Source organism: Flavobacterium procerum (assembly GCF_042431625.1).
Lineage (GTDB): Bacteria > Bacteroidota > Bacteroidia > Flavobacteriales > Flavobacteriaceae > Flavobacterium > Flavobacterium procerum.
Map to the genome: position 1 here is coordinate 50,125 of NZ_JBHLYW010000022.1, position 18,331 is coordinate 68,455.

General features: G+C 33.7%; 14 protein-coding genes. 2 read left to right on the top strand and 12 right to left on the bottom strand.

Features of this window, described 5'->3' with window-relative positions; genetic code table 11:
• Window positions 1–2: 2 nt before the first annotated feature.
• From ACFFLS_RS19725 to ACFFLS_RS19770, 10 genes are all read right to left on the bottom strand, one after another.
• Window positions 3–2,534: a PIG-L family deacetylase gene (locus ACFFLS_RS19725; RefSeq protein WP_379686840.1), complete on the bottom strand. Its 2,532-nt coding sequence runs from the start codon at window positions 2,532–2,534 to the stop codon at window positions 3–5.
• Between the two features lie 184 nt (window positions 2,535–2,718).
• Entirely contained in the window at window positions 2,719–4,341 is a 1,623-nt protein-coding gene (locus ACFFLS_RS19730; RefSeq protein WP_379686842.1) for an LVIVD repeat-containing protein, read from the bottom strand.
• Between the two features lie 212 nt (window positions 4,342–4,553).
• Entirely contained in the window at window positions 4,554–5,066 is a 513-nt protein-coding gene (locus ACFFLS_RS19735; protein WP_379686844.1) for a hypothetical protein, read from the bottom strand.
• A 179-nt stretch (window positions 5,067–5,245) separates the two neighbouring features.
• Entirely contained in the window at window positions 5,246–7,075 is a 1,830-nt protein-coding gene (locus ACFFLS_RS19740) for a BamA/TamA family outer membrane protein (RefSeq protein ID WP_379689606.1), read from the bottom strand.
• Between the two features lie 79 nt (window positions 7,076–7,154).
• On the bottom strand, window positions 7,155–8,249 hold the full coding sequence (locus tag ACFFLS_RS19745; RefSeq protein ID WP_379686852.1) for an AI-2E family transporter: 1,095 nt from the start codon (window positions 8,247–8,249) through the stop codon (window positions 7,155–7,157).
• 100 nt (window positions 8,250–8,349) lie between these two features.
• On the bottom strand, window positions 8,350–8,880 hold the full coding sequence (locus tag ACFFLS_RS19750) for a mechanosensitive ion channel domain-containing protein (RefSeq protein ID WP_379686854.1): 531 nt from the start codon (window positions 8,878–8,880) through the stop codon (window positions 8,350–8,352).
• A gap of 12 nt (window positions 8,881–8,892) precedes the next feature.
• Entirely contained in the window at window positions 8,893–9,477 is a 585-nt protein-coding gene (locus ACFFLS_RS19755; protein WP_379686855.1) for a Maf-like protein, read from the bottom strand.
• Window positions 9,470–10,396 carry a geranylgeranylglycerol-phosphate geranylgeranyltransferase gene (locus ACFFLS_RS19760; protein WP_379686857.1) on the bottom strand — a complete coding sequence of 309 codons (927 nt, stop codon included), beginning with the start codon at window positions 10,394–10,396 and terminating at the stop codon, window positions 9,470–9,472. The genes ACFFLS_RS19755 and ACFFLS_RS19760 overlap by 8 nt, the downstream gene beginning before the upstream one ends.
• A gap of 141 nt (window positions 10,397–10,537) precedes the next feature.
• Window positions 10,538–11,065: a KdsC family phosphatase gene (locus ACFFLS_RS19765; RefSeq protein ID WP_379686858.1), complete on the bottom strand. Its 528-nt coding sequence runs from the start codon at window positions 11,063–11,065 to the stop codon at window positions 10,538–10,540.
• A complete protein-coding gene (locus ACFFLS_RS19770; protein WP_379686859.1) occupies window positions 11,049–11,810 on the bottom strand; it encodes a Rossmann-like and DUF2520 domain-containing protein in 762 nt (253 codons plus the stop codon). Before ACFFLS_RS19770 ends, ACFFLS_RS19765 begins: the two co-directional genes overlap by 17 nt.
• A gap of 326 nt (window positions 11,811–12,136) precedes the next feature.
• On the opposite strand from ACFFLS_RS19770, the gene ACFFLS_RS19775 reads away from it, so the two are divergent.
• Complete coding sequence (locus tag ACFFLS_RS19775; protein WP_379686861.1) at window positions 12,137–15,352, top strand: cytochrome c biogenesis protein CcsA; 3,216 nt, start codon at window positions 12,137–12,139, stop codon at window positions 15,350–15,352.
• A 239-nt stretch (window positions 15,353–15,591) separates the two neighbouring features.
• Here the strand turns inward: ACFFLS_RS19775 and ACFFLS_RS19780 are convergent, their stop codons facing one another.
• Complete coding sequence (locus ACFFLS_RS19780) at window positions 15,592–16,380, bottom strand: anti-sigma factor (protein WP_379686862.1); 789 nt, start codon at window positions 16,378–16,380, stop codon at window positions 15,592–15,594.
• Window positions 16,380–16,910, bottom strand: coding sequence for an RNA polymerase sigma factor (locus ACFFLS_RS19785; RefSeq protein WP_379689607.1), 531 nt, complete (start codon window positions 16,908–16,910; stop codon window positions 16,380–16,382). Before ACFFLS_RS19785 ends, ACFFLS_RS19780 begins: the two co-directional genes overlap by 1 nt.
• Before the next feature lie 804 nt (window positions 16,911–17,714).
• Between ACFFLS_RS19785 and ACFFLS_RS19790 the strand changes: the two genes are divergently transcribed.
• The gene (locus ACFFLS_RS19790) at window positions 17,715–18,293 is read left to right on the top strand and encodes a glutathione peroxidase (protein WP_379689608.1); all 579 of its coding nucleotides are present in this window, start codon (window positions 17,715–17,717) and stop codon (window positions 18,291–18,293) included.
• The last annotated feature ends 38 nt before the right edge of the window (window positions 18,294–18,331 follow it).

Below are 18,331 nucleotides of genomic sequence, written 5' to 3' on the forward strand. Positions count from 1 at the left end.
TGTTATTGTTTTATATCTTGTTTTGGCGCTTCTACAGGTTGTTTTAGCGAAATTATATTAGACAGTAATCTGTAAGCTCCAGCAACACCTTCTGGTAATTCTCTAAAAAAACTCAAACCAGTGTAAATATAATATCCTTTTCCGTATGGAGCCACAAGCAGTGCACCTTTCTTAGCAGATTCTCCTTTGTCATGTGATGAAATAATAGGAGTAAAGGCATCGTCATATTCGTTTGGATAGTATAATCCTTGTTCTTGTTTCCAGCCTTCAAAATCTTTAGCTGAAATTTTGTTCGGCGTATTCAAAACTGGGTGATTCGGTGCTAAGAACGTCACTTTTGCATTTTCTTCAGTAACACGGTCATTCGAAATTTTGAGCGGATATGGCGCAATCTGATTGGTTACAGTTCTACCAAATGTGTTGTACTGTACAATCATATTTTTACCGCTTTTTACAAAATTAAAAAGAATATTCTGTTTGTTTGCCAATGCATTTACAGTATTGTAAGCTCGAACTCCAGTCATGACAACATTAAAAGAATCCAGTTTTTCTGGCGTAATTTCTTCAGGTTTCAAGATGGTGACTTTGTAGCCCATTTGAATCAAACTTTCAGGAACTTCGTCGCCAGCTCCCATAATATAGGCAATGGCATCTCCAGTCGTCTTTAAGTCAATTCGTATGGCTTTGGATTCTGCTGGTTTTAAAACCATTTGCTTGGTTATGTGGTCAAAATCGATAAAAGTTACTTCTTTGTCGAAACGCTTGTTGTTAACTGTTACAATGCTTTTTAGTATACTCTCTTCTGGATTTATTGGAGGCGTAACTTCAAAATAAAAAGTCTGTTCGCTTCCTTTTTTATCTAATACAAACGGAATTTCTTTCGGAGAAACCATCCAATTCTTTGGTAGTTCAAGCTGTAAATTGCCATTTACATTATCTTTCCCCGCGCGAACCTTTACAGGAACCATTTTGCTTCTTACATCTCTAAAAATCAATACTTTTTCTACTATTGAAGTGGTAACTTCAGGAACAATATCCAAGAAATTGTACATTTCGCCTTTTACGCCGTCATTGTATTTGTAAACAACAGTACGTTCAAAAGGAAATTCGACGCCATTAATTTTAACATTAAAAACAACTTTTACTTGACGGATTATATCCGGAATACCAATAATTTCCTGATTAGAGACAGTGTACATTCCGACCCCTGCTTTTTCTTTCAACCAATACGGTTGCGTGTATTCTAAATTTTCAGGAAGTTTTATTTCAATATTGATTCTTTGGTCATTGTTGTAGGTTAAAACGGTATTCTGGGGAATCATTTTCTGATCTGGAAGTGTCGTAACACTCACGAGTTGCATTTCCAGATTACATCTGTTAATGGCTTCGAGACTTAATTTCAAGTTGCTTCCTGGTGTTGCTTCCTGTTCGTTGCTTACAGCTTCTAAATACAAACCTGAGCAAGATGCAATAATGTTTTTAATTGCCTCAGATTTGATTTTTTTCCAGTGATCATCGTCTAGAGCCTCAACCATGCTGTAAGCTTTTATCAAATCAGGAATGCTGGCAGAAGGTCTGCTGAAATCATATTTTTCAATAATTTTTGAGATAAGATCTCCGATTGGTTTTCCGTTTTTGACACGATTCCATGAAGTATCAATTCCGTCAAATAAATTGTCACGATCTTTAGGAGTATCGCCATTTATCAATTCGAGATATTCACTTTCTAAACCACGAACTCCTGTGCTTCCAAAACCTTGTGATTGATGACGGCTTCGGCTCAAAGCAGCGATTTCCTGATTTGATTTTCCGATTCCGGTATAATAAACGCCCGTTTCAAGTTTGGTGAACTTTGATTTGTTTGCAGCGTCGAATTTTTCCTGGCTTCCGTAAAACCACCATGAGGGGTTAAAAAACTGACGTTTTACCTGCCATGGCGCTACAAATTTTAATTGTTCAGGATATATTTTTGTATCGTTGGTGAGTTTAAAACTTTCAACACTCAACATAGCCGAAGAGGTGTGATGACCATGTGTTGTACCTGGTGAACGATGATCGAAACGATTTATAATTACATCTGGCTGAAATTTTCTAATGGTCCATACTACATCTGCCAAAACTTTGTCTTTATCCCATATTTCAAGAGTTTCATCTGGATTTTTAGAAAAACCAAAATCATTGGCTCTCGAAAAAAATTGTTCACCGCCATCTATTTTTCTGGCTTCAATCAATTCTTGAGTTCTAATAACACCTAATAATTCACGCAATTGCGGCCCAATTAAATTTTGTCCTCCATCACCTCTGGTCAAAGATAAATATCCTGTTCTTGCATTCATTTCGTTAGCTAAATAAGAAATGAGGCGCGTGTTTTCATCATCAGGATGAGCAGCAACATACAAAACAGAGCCTAAGAAATTAAGTTTCTTAATTTGATTGTAAATTTCTACAGAATTTGGTTTTTGCGGTTGCTGTGCAAATGAAACAGGAACAGCCACGAAGAATAGAAGAAGAATTTTTACCTGAATTTTTCTCATAGGGTTAATTAGTATTTTTGAAAGAGCCTCAAAAATACTAATTATATCTTTGAACAGTATTTAAATGAAATGTTAATGTTTGTTTAATGGGCATTAATAAAAAAACTGCCCGCTTTTGACGGACAGTTTTTTAGATCAATCAAATGATCTGTGGTATTTTGTGGTATTCTTAGGATGACAGAAATTATTTCAATTTGTTTTCTGTGTCTTTATAGGTTCCAGTAATGGTTACATTACTTCCTTTTGTTACTTTTCCGTAAATGGTGATAGATGAATCATTTCCGATGAAATTGATTTTAGCACCACTGTTTAATAATAAATCTCCCCATATTACAACAGAACCTTCAACCTGTAATGTCGCATTGCTGTTTATAGTAAGTATTGTTGGATTTGACTGCATGTATTTACCTTGAGACAAACTTCCTCTCATGTTAAAAGTACCATTACTGTTTAGGGTTAAATTGCTAAGAATAGCTATAGAACCACAATGCGTTAAAATAGCTCCAGAATTAATGATCGCTGAGTTGATAGATGTCGCTCCTTGGTATGATTTTATTTCGTTTGAATTTAAAATCAGATTAGCTCCTTGATTGTATGTTCCGTAAGAGGTGCAACTAGCAAAAGTAGTGTTTGGTTTTTCCATTTTAATAATTTTCAAACCACCCGTTCCGCTTGCAACATAGATATAGTTACCGCTAGATTTTACATAGTTTGTAGAACCTGCAATTCCTAACGCTCCCAATAGGCTGTATTGTGAACCAGATTGGTAAACATTTAATCCTAAAGCACCATTTGCAATAAATGCGTATCCATCGTTTATAGAAACAGCATTTGTAACATTGTCTTCTCCAGCAGTTGCAATACCAATAGTCTGTAGTTTTGTTCCGCTATTTACGTCGTAAACTCCTAGACCGTTAGCACCTTCAGAAACCAAAAGTTTAGTTCCGTCAAAATCCATAGTTCTTTTAGCACCGCTTACATCTGTAGAAGTTGTAAAGCTTTTTTGCAAAGCAAGAGTAGATGGATTGTAAACATTTACACCTTTTGTACCGCTTAGCGTAACAACTTTGTCACTGCTTAAAGCTATAGAACGCAAATCGGCTACAGTAGCTTTTGATTCGATTGCTTTAGAGGAACTGTTTATTTTAAAAAGACTTCCTTGGTCTCCAGTTACTGCAAAATAAGAAGAAGTGTTTGCAGCAACATCTGTCGTTACTCTACTTTCTAAAGCATTAACAGTATATTTATCAGTTAGCAAACCTGAACTCAATTGCATATTAATCACAATTGCAGGATTTTTTATAGATGCGTCTTTATCGATATCTTTTGCCGCTCCAATAATCAGGTTTCCATTAGAGTAGGTAAGAGATGTAATGTCTGTATTGGCAATTAAAGCAGAGGTAACCAATTTTGGTTTGTATGGATCAGAAACATCAATTACGTCGATAGCTCCAGAATATACTTCGCCTCTCATAATATAGGAAACATAAGCATAATTTCCGTTTACAGCTACGTGACTAGCCTGCAAGGTCTTTCCGTTGCTGTCAACTGGCGGTTTAACTTCTGCAATTTGTACAAGTGGAAAAGAGGTCGAAACCGTTTCGGCCGCAAATTTCCCTGTAGCAGTATTATTTTCTAATGAAATTACTCCAGCATTTGTCAAATCAAGTCTTTGATTTAAAGTATTTTGATCTGAAGTAATGGTAATGTTATTTAATGACTGGTTGTCATTGGAATCATTATTGTCATCACAGCTAATTAAAAGTGAGACGGTTAAAAATGACAGTAAATAAGCATACTTTTTCATACTTGTAAAATAGGATTTTAAAAATTCGCAGCAAAGATAAGTTATATTTATACTAAAATAAGACATTTTTTCTAGGAAACTTACTGCTTGACAGAGATTTATTTGAAAAAATCAATGTTTTAACAATTGTTCAAAGAAAAAAATGTTAAAAATAAAAAGAGCATCTTTTTTAAGATGCTCTTTTGTGTTGAAAATTAGCTATTTAGCAATTGTTATCTTCTTCCTCCAGGTCCACGATGATCATCTCTGTCGTGTCTGTCGTGTTTATCATGTTTATGATGGTGTTTTTTATCATAATGTTTGTAATCTTTTCGGTCGCGACGTTCGCTGTATCCATAAACGGGTCTTGCTTTATATGGTCTTTGAGGAGCGCCGTGGTATCCTTTGTAATATTTTACTTTATGACGGTCAAAGTAAGTGTATGGAGTTCTACCATGATAATCTGTTAAGACAACTTTATAACCTCCATACAAATCGTAGTTTCTATATTGTCTTGGCAAATAGGTAGTTCTAACCCATTTTCCTCTTCCGTAATAAATAAATTGTGAGGCTCTTACATCATAATAGGCTTCTATATCTGGCAGGTAATAATATTCCATTTCTGTATATCCCGAAGGTCCCCATGCAGGAGGAGTTCCAATATTAACATTAACTGATACCTGAGCTTGCGTGGCATTTGCAACCATTAGAAATAATCCGGCGATTGCTAATTTTATCGTTTTCATCTTTTTTATTTTTTTAATGTTATTCTTGTATAGGGATATCCATATACTGTGCCAAAAATATAAAAAAGATGCGTTTCGTCGAGTAAAACCCCTTTATGCCGAGCGAAAAAAAACGTATCAAATGCTGTAAATACTTGATTTATAGAAAATTTTACAGCAATTTATTATAGAAGTTTTTTTTATCTATAATTTACAACTCGAGGTTTATTCAGCTCAAAATCCTGCAGCTTATAATCGGTCGTTTCAAAAGTATTTGTTTTAAAAACATTATCTCCCTGTAACGGAATGCTAGGATAGTAGGACAAGGAAAGCTGAAAGGAGCTGAATACTAGATAATCGTTGTTGATTACTAATCCTAAAGTCACTTTTGAATATAATTTACTATTAGTCATAGCATTTGTCGGACTTCCCATAACTGCCGCAGTATAATTAAAAAACGGATTTAAACGAAAACCCCACAACGCATAAGGCGAATAGGTTTGCGTCTGGAGTGAAAGAAGCGCTTTACTTGTTCCGTACAACGCTGCATTAAAACCGGCAAGTCCGTTTTGTTCATTAATATTAAGTTCGTCACCGATTATATCTTGGCGGTTAACACCCAAAACAAACTTCGGATTTACGAATTGCCTGATTTTCCAATTTCCTATATTGAATAATTTGGTAAAATAATTGGCCTCTAAAAGAAAAGCACTCTGATACGTTTTGGATTGATGAATGAAAGTTCCAGCTTCAAAATTCATACTCAAGAAACCCAACCGGTAATAATTTCCAAACGAAAACTGTGCACCAAGATAAGGTCTCCAGAAAGTATTTTTGTACTGATATCCTAGTGTTATTCCATAAATACGCCCAATGGGAACGTCTTCTGTTTGGCCATTCCTAAAAATATAACGGTCTTTTATAAAGCGACGTGTATTTAGTCCGATACCGCTTAATATTAATTTTTCATCCGAATAAAAATCGTTCGGATCATAGGTATCAGAGGGAGATTCGCTGTAATCCAAATTAAGAAAACGTCCTGTTACAATAAGATTGGTTATGGCTTTATGAGAATCCTCAAAAACTTTAAAAGCACGCCCAGCCCAAACATCCTGAGAAGTATATTTGAATGGCTGAAAAGCAAAAGTCGAATCTGGAGCCTGCAGAGTGTCTTTTCTGAAACTTTCACTCAAATAAAGACCGCCTCCCCATTTGGTTAAAGGAGAGTAAAAGTCGCGCTCAATATCTATGCTCTTTATATAATTATTGTCAAGATCAATTCTATAGTGTAAAATTGTACTGATATAAGTGTTTTTAATGTTCGGAACGGTATAAGTAATGTCATTTCCGTTTCGGCCATCACTAAAACGATTTGAAAATCGGTATTCGAGCTGTTGCCCGCTACCAAAGAAATCTTTTTCCTTAAATCCGACCGAAACCTGATTGCTCGAAATAGAAAATCTCGGAATTGTACTCCAGGAGTCCAAAACCCTAATGGTCACATCTACAGAGTCTGAAGCCGCTCCAGCAAGTTTATAAGAAGTTCGTACTGCAGTTACATAACGCTGTGAACGGATCAAACGCTCAGATTCCTGCACTTTATAGCTGTCAAAAGCCTGATTTCTTTTGAAAAGCAATAAATTGTAGATAGCAATTTTCTTGGTTTTCAGATGCAGTCGATTTCCCATTCTTTCTCCCCAGTTTTTGGGCTTTTGTGTAGTATCTGAAAGAGAATGACCAAAAGGGTCGAGCGTAATTACATTTATATTTCTAATTATTTTTCCATCATAACGGGCAGAATCTTTTATAATCAAAGGTTCTTCTTTTTTCTTTGGTTTTTTAGATCTGAAAAAAAGTTTGTGCAGCGTCTGCGTAAATTTATTCTTCTTAGAATAATCTTTGATTTTATTGTAAATTTCGGTGCTGTCTTTTTTTGTTTTTGGTTCTTTTGGATCTTTAACTTGTGCAAAAACTCCCTGTAGGCAAAAGCTTAACAATAGTAAAATGAATATTTTTTTGTTTACAGGCATGGATAGTTTTCTTAGACAAATAATAGATTTCTTTGAATAGTTATAAAAAAACGCTCTTAATTTAAGTTTAGTCTTTAAGCTATGCTTTTGCACGTCTTATTCTCCAAGTAAATTTCCGAGGTACATGATTTCCCATTAGATAGCCCCATGGTTCGAGCGATTCAATTCTTTCAAAAATAATTTTCAATATGGCCAAAAGGGGGATAGCCAGAAACATTCCCGAAATACCTGCTGCAGAACCTCCAACGATAATTCCGATAATGGATACAAAAGCATTGATTTCTACTTTTGAATTGATTATTAAAGGTACGAGTAAATTGTTATCTATTAGCTGTACAATTACATTTACTATCAAAATACTAAGTATAATTGATGTTTCTCCAGTTCCAGATAGTGAAGCAAACAGCGTAATGAGTCCGGCAATTGCTATTCCGATATACGGAATCAGATTGAGGATTCCGGTTATCAGTCCCAGTAAAATGAAATATTTAACGCCAACAATATAAAGTCCGAGACCTGTAAGAACAGAAACAACAATCATCTCAAAAATGAGGCTCACGATATAATTGTTTATCGAAACTTTTATTTGAGACAATATATCCTTAAGCCTAACATGGTCTTCTTTATGAACCAGTTTGGCTAAAAAAAGAATAAAATGATCTTTATAAATAAGGAATAAAAAGGTATAAATAGGAATAATAGTAAAATCTAGAAGCAAATCCGAAATGGAAACAATTGCGGAACCTATAGAAGCATTACTGTTTTTAACAGAATCTTTGGTAACAGTATCGAGATACTTTTTTTGTTCACCAATGCTTACATGAAAATTTTCTTTTACGAATTTATGAATCTCGACAATAAAAGTATTGATATTCTTCTTTATAGTATCAAAATCGTTGGCAATATCTTTTACTTGGTAAGAGATAAAAACTAAAATTCCGACTATAAATGCGGCAAAAAGCAAGACGCAACAGGCAGCGGCTACATGACGCGAAATCTTGAGTTTTCCATTTAAAAGAGTAAAAATCGGAAGCAGTAAAACAGCAAATAAAAATGCCATTAACACAGGTGTGATTATATCTTTGCCTAAACAAAATATAAATCCAAAAGAAATTAAACTTACAAGAATAAAGCAGAGTTTTGCGTAAAAAGGCAATTGTATTGTTCTAATCATAGTACTGAGAATTTGTGTAAACTGTAAAACAAATATTACACTATATTTCTGTAATTCTGTTTTAGCTTTTCTTCAGTACTTTATAAAATTCCCATTAAGTTTAATCAAAAAACTCTTTGTCTTCGTAATGTGTCGGAACTATAGAAATTCCTTTTTGCAGTAAAAGGTTGTTTGGAAAAATAATTCTTTCACCTTCTTTTGTTCTCAAACTGACATGAAATGTATTGATATCTTCAATTTCTGCTTCAATCGGAAAATCTTTATCGTGAATTTTTATAGTATCACCAATCCTAAATGGAAAAGAGAAGAATAAAATCATTCCAGACGTAACATTGCTTAAAATAGACCATTGTGCAAACATAGCGACTCCAATTACAGTCGCAATAGACGAAATGGTTATAAAAATATCCTTAGTTTCTACACCCCAGATTACAATCAATGTGGTAACAACCAAAACATTCATTAGAATGTTTATGTATTTGATTATAAGGTTGGTGCGATGTTCAAATAATTGACTTGAAGCGGCAAAACGTCGTACTAGCTTTGCAATAACCATTCGGAGTACAACTAATATTGCAATAAGAATGATGGAGGCTAATATTTCACGAGTGTACTCTTTAATAGAAAACATAATAAATAAAATTTACACTAAAGTACTCAAATAATTGTAAACTTTAGCTGTCGGAAGTCCCATAACATTGGTATAAGAGCCTTCTACTTTTGTAACTGCCATAAAACCAAACCATTCCTGTATGCCGTAAGCACCAGCTTTATCATATGGTTGGTATTTTTCTATATAATACCATATAGACTCATCAGACAAATCATTAAAGGTAACTTTAGTAACGTCATTTATAAGGGTAGAAGAAGAGCGGGTTTTAAAGCAGACAGATGTAAATACTTCATGTGTGGCATTTGACATTGATTTAATCATTTCAAAAGCTTCTTCTTGGTTTTTGGGTTTTCCAAGAGCTTTGTTCTGATGCCATACAATCGTATCGCTGGTGACCAGGATCTCATTTTCTGCCAACTCGCCATCAAATGCATTTGCTTTAAGTTCGGCTAGATAATCAGTTATTTCTACTGCTTTTAATTCAGGCGGATAAACTTCTTCGACATCTTTTAAACGAATTTCGAAATCAAGATCTAAATCCTTAAAAAACTGCTGCCTTCTTGGTGAGCCTGAAGCCAGTATGATTCTATATTTTTTTAATTTTTCTCTAAGCATTTATTTTATGATTTAAAGCGATAATTAGAATAGATAAAATTCCGAAGAACAGAATAAGTTTTAAGACAGTACTTAAATGATTAAAATCTTTTTGTGATTTTGCAGTAAAGATTTTCATAATAAAATAAAGCAATGGTGCCAAAATTAATGCGAAAGCATAGATTGTTGTAATAAAAAGCTTGTTCTGAAAGAAATAAGTATTGATGTACAGCGCCAACAAAACAAACGGAATTACAGCAAGTCCTAAAGCGATTTTTGCAGTTCTGTTAATTCCGATTGCAATCGGTAAAGTATTCATTCCCTGATTGTAATCACCATTTACATCTTCTATATCTTTTACAATTTCACGAATAAAATTAATCATAAATGCGAATAATGCGTAATCGGTAAGAATTGAAAAATAACTAGCCATTTGCGCCTGATTTTCTGCAGTTGTAACAGGAAATAAATCAAAAACACCAATAATCAAAACACTGACAGCAAGCAACGCGGCAACCACAAAATTTCCCAAAATCATGATTTGCTTCAATGTAGTTGAATAAAAATACAACAATGAAGCGATTAATATGAAAAGCGAGGCAAAACTCGGTTTCATGATAATGTTCGACAAAATAAAACCAATAGCGACGCCGGTTATATTTAGTCCGATATAAATGTTATAAGCGGCAGTTTCAGAAATTCCTTTTCCGATTACAACATCTTTTGGTTTATTTATAGTATCCGTAGCAACATCATAAATGTTATTGATGACATAACCCGCTGCGGCAATCAGGACAGTGCTCAGCACCAAAAGTGCATACTGCCAGTCTGTCAATGCGAGTGGGATATTCTGCTGTTTCAGAAATGCATAATGAAAAATAAGCTGCATAAAAGCAAGCATGAGTAGGTTTTTATAACGAATTAGTTTGAGGTATTTCATTTTCTTTTAAGTTGCAAAGTTTCTGAGGAACAAAGGTTCAAAGATTTTAAATTGGCTTTCAAGCTTTGTCAAAGTTTAGAACTTTGACAAAGCTAATTGCGGTAATTAATCAGGAATCTAAAATCAACAATCTAAAATAATTTAATCATGTTTTCCGTTAAAATATTCCATCCATTTTCCTTGTACTTTCATAACTTGTTCGATTACATCTCTAACAGCTCCACGTCCGCCTTTTACATGAGAAATGTAACGAGATATATTTTTGATTTCCGGACTCGCATCCTGAGGGCAGGTAGGAAGCCCAACTAATTTCATTACATGAAAATCAGGAATGTCGTCGCCCATGTACAAAACATTTTCAGGACTAATTTTATAAAGATCAGTGTACTCTTTAAAGGTTTTTACTTTGTCTGGAGTTCCGAGATGAATGTCGGTCATACCGAGATTGCTAAGACGAATTCGCACACCTTCGTTGCTGCCACCAGAAATAACACAAACATGAAAACCGCTTTCGATAGCCGCTTTTATTGCATATCCGTCACGGATATTCATTGTGCGAAGCATTTCTCCTTCGTTGGTAACAAAAACCGAACTGTCTGTAAGTACGCCGTCTACATCAAAAACAAAGGTATTGATGTCATTCATTATTTCTTTATAACTTTTTGCCATTCTGCTGTATAGATTGTGTTAGGATTTTATAGATATTTTTTTGATTTTCATTTTGTATAAAAGCCAAATGCGCATCTATCGTATTCGAATCAAAGCGTTTAGCTGGGCCAGTCTGAGCTTCAGCCGGACTGAGTGTTTTTATTTTGTCTGAAGTTTCGAGAATCAAAGGTTTCAGAATTTCGAACGGAATCTGGTTTTCTTCGCAGATTTCCTGACCGATTTGGTAAAGGTGATTCGTAAAATTATTTACAAAAACAGCTGCCACATGTAGCGCCTTGCGTTGTTCGGAGTTGATTGAATAGACAACTGTCGAAATACTTTTTGCAACGGTTTCAAGCAGCTTGTAATCTGCTGTGTTTTCTGCTTCTAGACAGAATGGGATAATGGTGAAATCGACTTCTTTGCTTTTTGAAAATGTCTGAAGCGGGTAAAAAACGCCACGTCTGTTTTTATGGTCTAAAAGTGCCATCGATGAAGTGCCAGAAGTATGCACAACAAGCTGATTATTAAATGGAAACAAAGACGAAACTTCGCTTATCGCATTGTCTGAAACTGAAATAATATGCAAATCAGCTGTTTGCAATTCATTTAAGTCTGTGATGATTTTTTCAGAATCAATCAAATGCACTAAAGCCTCTTTCTTTCTAGCATAAACTTGTTTTATCTCAACAAATTTACTCGCACTAAAGGCTTTGATTAAATGCTGGGCAACGTTGCCGGAACCTATTATTGTTATCTGAATCATGTTCGCAAAATTACTATTATTTTTTATAAAGAAAATTTGGCCGATCAAAGTTTTGCCAAAAGATCAAAGTACGTTCAATTGAATCTCTTTCAATTTCAAAATTTGCGCAAAAAATTCTAATATTTCAAGCATCGATGTCTGTTTTTGCATAATTATTAAAAATGATAGACTACAACTGGTTTATTTTGTAAAATTAAACTTATGATAATGCGAATTTGTTTAAAATTGGTTCACATTTTTTAGTTTTTATTAACAAAACTCAAATATTGGAACTCAACATTTTTAAGTACTTTTGTGCCACTTTTATACAATGTAATTCCTAAGAAATGGATAAAAAAATATTCTCTTTTTTGTTTTCTACAAGATTAATGGCCGTTCTTTTTTTAACATTCGCATTAGCGATGGGTATCGGAACTTTTATAGAAAGCAAGTACAATACCGATACGGCCCGAATCCTAATTTACAATACTTGGTGGTTTGAGGCAATCATGGTGATTTTCGTAATCAACTTCTTCGGAAACATCAAGCGTTACCAATTACTTAAAAAAGAAAAATGGGCAACTTTATTACTTCACTTAGCCTTTATTTTTATCATTTTAGGAGCTTTTATTACACGTTATATTAGTTATGAAGGAATGATGCCGATTCGCGAAGGAGCAGCAGAAAATCAAGTTTACTCGGACAAAACTTTTATAACCATTTTTGCTGATGGCGAATATAAGGGAGAAATGAAACGAAGAGTTTTTGAAAAAAGCCTTTTGTTATCTCCAGCAACCAATAATGATTTCAGTATTTCTGGAAAATTTGACGAAACTCCTTTTGAAGTTTCTTATGATAAATATATCATGGGAGCGAAGGAAGTGGTTAAAGAAGATCCAAACGGAATTTTATACCTTAAACTAGTCGAAGCAGGAGCTGGCGGACGTGAAGAACATTACTTAAAAGAAGGCGAAGTTCAGAATATCCACAATGTTTTATTTGCTTTAAATAAACCGACAGACGGGGCAATTAATATTAATACAACTGGTGAAGCGTATACAATTCAGACTCCTTTTGAAGGAGAATTTATGAGAATGGCGGATCAGCTGAAAGGTAAAGTTACAAAAGACAATGTTCAGCCTTTAATGATGCGTTCTTTATACAGCATTGGAGACATCAGAATTGTATTTCCTGACCCTGCAATGAAAGGAAAAGTAGAATACGAATCTAATAATGATTACAAAGCTAAATCGCATACAGACGCTTTAGTTGTTAAGGTAAAAGCTGAAGGACAGGAAAAAGAAGTAATGCTTTTTGGTTCTAAAGGTCAGGTTGGAGAACCGAAAACAGTAAAAATTGGTAAAATTGAATATTCTTTATTCTACGGGAGCAAAGCGTATGTTCTGCCTTTTAAAGTGCGTTTAAACGACTTTATTGCTGATAAATATCCTGGAACAGAGAAAAGTTATTCTGCTTTTAAAAGTAAAGTAACCGTTCAGGATTCTACAGAAACTTTTGATGCCGATATTTTTATGAATAACGTTTTAGATTATAAAGGATATCGTTTTTTCCAGTCTTCATTTGATCCAGACGAAAAAGGAACTGTTCTATCTGTAAACCACGATTTCTGGGGGACTAACATTACCTATTTTGGATATTTCATGCTTTATCTTGGACTTATGGCAATTATGTTTACAAAACATTCTCGTTTTGGCGATTTGAAACGTAAGCTGGAAGCTGTTAAAAAGAAAAAAGAAAAACTGATTACGATTTTAGTTTTAATGTTGAGCTTAAGCGGTTTTGCACAACAGAATCCACATGTTCACTCACACGATCACGATCATGCACATACAGCAGACCCTAACGACCATGCCAATCATGTTACTGCGCCGCCAAGCAAGAAACAATTAGATTCATTATTGAGTATCTATAAAGCTCCAGAAGCACATGCGGCAAAATTTGGTCGCTTGATTATTCAAGATGCTGGAGGAAGAATGAAACCAATCAATACGTTTTCATCTGAATTGCTTCGTAAAGTAAGTCACAGTGATAAATATAATGAAATGAATTCTGATCAAGTATTCTTATCTATGACGCAATATACGCAGGTTTGGATGCAGGTTCCTTTAATTTATATTAAATCTGGAAATGACAGTATCCGAAAAATTATTGGTATTGATTCAAAAGATAAATATGCTCCATTTGTAAAATTCTTTGACGAACAAGGAAATTATAAATTATCACCTTATTTAGACGCTGCTTACAAAGCTGCAAATCCAAATCAGTTTGAGAAAGATTATATCGAAACAGATAAAAAAGTAAACTTAATGGAGTCTGCTTTAAGCGGAAGTATTTTGAAGATTTTCCCAGTTCCGAATGATCCAAATCATAAATGGGTGTCTTATCTAGAACGACAAGATGCAGGTTTTAAAGGAATGGATTCCGTTTATGTAAACAAGGTTCTGCATTTGTACTTTAGTGCATTAAACAACGGTTCGATTGCGAGAAATTTTGATGATGCTGATAATTTAGTTGAAAGCATTCATGGTTTTCAAAAGAAATTTGGAGCCAAAGTAATGCCAAGCGAACAAAAAATAGATGCTGAGATTGCCTATAATAAATACGACGTTTTTCAGAAATTGACATATTGGTACATTACAGCAGCAAGTTTTATGTTCATTTTTATTATTGTCAATATTTTCTTTGAGAAAAAATGGCTTCGCATTACAATAAACGGATTCCATATTATAATTGGATTGTTATTTGTGCTCCATACATTAGGGTTAATAGCACGCTGGTATATTTCTGGTCACGCGCCTTGGAGTAATGCTTACGAATCTATTGTATATGTTTCTTGGTCAACTATGTTCTTCGGATTGGCTTTTGATAGAAAATCGAAATTAACAGTTGCTTCGTCTGCTTTCGTTACCGCAATGATTTTAATGGCTGCATATTTGAACTGGATTGATCCTGAAATTGCAAACTTACAGCCGGTTCTTAATTCCTATTGGTTAATGATTCACGTTGCAGTTATTGTAGGTAGTTATGGTCCGACTGCATTAGGAATGATTTTAGGTTTTGTATCATTATTATTGATTTTGTGTACAACCGAGAAAAACAAAGCCAAAATGGAACTAAACATTAAAGAGATCACTTATATCAATGAAATGTCTTTAACCATTGGTTTAATCATGCTTACGATTGGAAACTTCCTTGGCGGACAATGGGCAAACGAAAGTTGGGGACGTTACTGGGGATGGGATCCAAAAGAAACTTGGGCTTTAATCTCTATTATGATATATGCTTTTGTGATTCACGCTCGTTTTGTTCCTGCTTTAAGAGGAAAATGGTTCTTCAATTTAATGAGTATGTATGCTTTTGTTTCAATCTTGTTTACCTATTATGGAGTAAACTTCCACTTGGTAGGTTTACACTCTTATGCTAGCGGAGAAGCGCATTCATTAAGCTGGATTTATTATTGTTTGATTACAATTTCTATAATAGGAGCGGTTACTTATCCAAAATATAGAAAATACTATAAAACCAAAAAAGTAAAAAAATAGATTATTAATAATCATTGATTTATACAAAAGAAGCCCAGTGTTACACTGGGCTTCTTTTGTATTTTAATGAAATTTGTTTGAAACAACACCTTTTACACTGAACCAATCATTAAAAAATTTTAATCTATAAAGGCCCCAGCGGGGTCAAATACTTATTCTATAAATATTTTGTTTCTCCGAAGCATAAAAAAAGAGCTATTTAAAAACAGCTCCTTTTAAGTTTTATGAGAAATCAAATTTTAAACTTTTCCTAAAGTATAAAGTTGTTCCATTGTTGGGGTCGGACTTCCACCAGCCGGTTCAAGTGTAATTCCAAAAGCTTCTGCCGAATCGGTTTGGCTAACAGCAAAGATTTTTTGTGAATTTCCTTCAAAGTTATCCAGCAAACCAATGCTTGTTGGTGTAAGAACCGGGCTTAGTTTTAAAGACCAAACCTGATAAACCATTCCTTTCGGAGGTGCTGGCAAACCTTTAGCGTCAATATAAGTTGTTTTGGTTTCTTTATTCCAATACACTTTTGCATAAGAAGTTGGAGAAACTGTCTGTCCTCCAAGAGTTACACCTGTGTTTTTAATATCTCTTACAATATTTAAGCTTTTTTGCATTTCCTTGTTCTGCTGTCCTAAATATGCATAATTACGTTCGATTTTATTTTTCTCATTGCCAACAGTAGAAATAGCATCTTTAGTTTTAGTCAGTTGCAAAGTTTGATATCCTAAGCCCAGAAGTAAAACTACCGATGCTGCCCAACCCACATACTGCGACCAGTTTGAGGTAGGTTTCATCTCTACGACTTTTCCGTGTTTCAGTTCCAAACGAGCTTTGATTTTCTCAAAATTAGCTACAGAATGAAATGGAGCAAAACTTGAGGACAAAGCGATAATGGCTTTTTCAATCGAAATGATTTCCTGGTTTACGTCGGCGTTGTTTTTTGCCAGCTCCGTAATTTCGATATTCTCTTTCTCACTCAGCAAACCGTACACGTACAGTTCGAGAATTCCTGATTCTATATATTCTTGTGCTTCCATTATACTTTCAAATAATTTCTTAAATCGTTAATACAGTTTCTGTTTTGTGTTTTGATAGTTCCCAGAGGCACCGCCAGTTCTTCAGACGCTTCCTGCTGTGTATATCCTTTAAAAAACAATAAATTGATAATTTCGATACATTTAGGTTTTAGTTTCTTTACAAATTCCTGAATTCCTATAGCATCAAGTTTATTGGACAATTTATTGCTTTCATCTAACAGATTTACGAAATTATCTGTGGAAAGGTTTTTTTGACTGTTACTAAAATTTTTAGATCGAAGCTTATCGATGGAAGTATTTCTAGCAATATTTAGGATCCACGTATAAAACCTTCCTTTGCTTTCATTATAAGTATCGATGTTTTTCCAGATTTTTACAAAGACATCCTGTAAAACATCTTCGGCTTCTTCTCGATTTTTAATTAGTACATTAATGACAGAAAATAAACTTTTAGAGTACATATCGTACAAATGTGTAAAAGCTTTTTCGTCTTTTTTGTAAATTAAAACTAACAGTTCTTCTTGACTCATAGGTTGTGGAATTTAAGGTTTAGACAAAAAATATTAGACGTTATTTAGTAACCTGTTATAAAGATATATTATTTTTTTTGGAAATTTTTATTTTTTTTATGACTGAAAACCCCAGTAAAATAAGCTATTCAAAAAAAAGTTTATTTTTTTTTCATTTTTTCAAAACCAAAATTAATCCATTTACGTACATAGTTTTATAAGAGAATTAGTAAAAAAACAATTTTGAAAATTTGCAAATAGACAGAGAATCAAAATTTTTAAAAACAAATGTAATGAAGAATTTAGGTCTTATTAAAATATTGATAGTCGGCCTGACTGGAGTTTTAAGCCTCATGATTTTTCATTCCGATTTTGTTTCGATTTTATTCAGATTGTAAGTTTAAGAAAGAGTTCTTTAAATATTGAAGCCATAAAAATTAATAGTTGATGCTCTCGGACTTCCAAACCGAAATTTATTTACTAGCCATTTATACGCCGACAGAATTAGTTACGATTGAATACATATAAACGCCATTGAGAAATATTTTGAAAGTCAGCTCTTAAAAGGTTAAGAAAATTTCAAAATAACCGAGACATCAACTATAATTTTAAAAATACATAAAAGGAGTATCCAAATTAGATTGTGTTTCGGATTCCTTTTATTAAAAATATTGCATAATAATTAATTCATGGTTTGATTTGTTTGTATGGGGGGAAGCCTAACGTCTGATTAACGTTAGGCTTCATTTTTTTATTTAACTTTTGATTAATAAAATTTAAGTTTTTGTGAAATGTATTTTAGTTAATTTTATAAAAAATTATACGATGAAAAATATAGCAATTTTAGTTTGCAGTGCATTATTTATGATGGCCTCGCAAGTTCAGGCTCAAACGAGTCATAAACCTAAAAAAGAAATTATGGCAAAAGAAAATATTTATCAATTTAAAGTAGAAGATTTATCGGGAGACACTTTTGACTTTGCGTCTCTGAAAGGCAAAAAAGTTATGATTGTAAATACCGCTTCAAAATGTGGTTTAACTCCACAATACAAAGATTTAGAAGCTATTTATAAAGAATATAAAGATAAAGGTTTTGTAATTATAGGTTTTCCGGCAAACAATTTTGCTTCTCAAGAGCCTGGAACAGCAAAAGAAATTGAAAGCTTCTGCCAACAAAACTACGGAGTAACTTTTCCTATGATGAACAAAGTTTCAGTTAAAGGGAATGATATGTGTGAAGTATATAAATTCTTAACACAGAAATCTAAAAATGGTTTACAAGATTCTGAAGTAGAATGGAATTTTCAAAAATACTTAATTAATGAAAAAGGGGAGTTAGTAAAAGTGATTAAACCAAGAACTTTGCCAACGGATCCTGAAATCATTAACTGGATAAAAAGTTAAAGCAACAAAAAAACTCAAATTTGAATTTTCCAAATTTG

What these genes read in the sequence shown, in the direction of transcription:
- ACFFLS_RS19780 (WP_379686862.1), bottom strand. Translation starts at nt 16,380, where the DNA reads ATGGAAGCACAAGAATATATAGAATCAGGAATTCTCGAACTGTACGTG.
- ACFFLS_RS19760 (WP_379686857.1), bottom strand. Translation starts at nt 10,396, where the DNA reads ATGAAATACCTCAAACTAATTCGTTATAAAAACCTACTCATGCTTGCT.
- ACFFLS_RS19755 (WP_379686855.1), bottom strand. Translation starts at nt 9,477, where the DNA reads ATGCTTAGAGAAAAATTAAAAAAATATAGAATCATACTGGCTTCAGGC.
- ACFFLS_RS19770 (WP_379686859.1), bottom strand. Translation starts at nt 11,810, where the DNA reads ATGATTCAGATAACAATAATAGGTTCCGGCAACGTTGCCCAGCATTTA.
- ACFFLS_RS19730 (WP_379686842.1), bottom strand. Translation starts at nt 4,341, where the DNA reads ATGAAAAAGTATGCTTATTTACTGTCATTTTTAACCGTCTCACTTTTA.
- ACFFLS_RS19750 (WP_379686854.1), bottom strand. Translation starts at nt 8,880, where the DNA reads ATGTTTTCTATTAAAGAGTACACTCGTGAAATATTAGCCTCCATCATT.
- ACFFLS_RS19765 (WP_379686858.1), bottom strand. Translation starts at nt 11,065, where the DNA reads ATGGCAAAAAGTTATAAAGAAATAATGAATGACATCAATACCTTTGTT.
- ACFFLS_RS19735 (WP_379686844.1), bottom strand. Translation starts at nt 5,066, where the DNA reads ATGAAAACGATAAAATTAGCAATCGCCGGATTATTTCTAATGGTTGCA.
- ACFFLS_RS19745 (WP_379686852.1), bottom strand. Translation starts at nt 8,249, where the DNA reads ATGATTAGAACAATACAATTGCCTTTTTACGCAAAACTCTGCTTTATT.
- ACFFLS_RS19785 (WP_379689607.1), bottom strand. Translation starts at nt 16,910, where the DNA reads ATGAGTCAAGAAGAACTGTTAGTTTTAATTTACAAAAAAGACGAAAAA.
- ACFFLS_RS19790 (WP_379689608.1), top strand. Translation starts at nt 17,715, where the DNA reads ATGAAAAATATAGCAATTTTAGTTTGCAGTGCATTATTTATGATGGCC.
- ACFFLS_RS19740 (WP_379689606.1), bottom strand. Translation starts at nt 7,075, where the DNA reads ATGCCTGTAAACAAAAAAATATTCATTTTACTATTGTTAAGCTTTTGC.
- ACFFLS_RS19775 (WP_379686861.1), top strand. Translation starts at nt 12,137, where the DNA reads ATGGATAAAAAAATATTCTCTTTTTTGTTTTCTACAAGATTAATGGCC.
- ACFFLS_RS19725 (WP_379686840.1), bottom strand. Translation starts at nt 2,534, where the DNA reads ATGAGAAAAATTCAGGTAAAAATTCTTCTTCTATTCTTCGTGGCTGTT.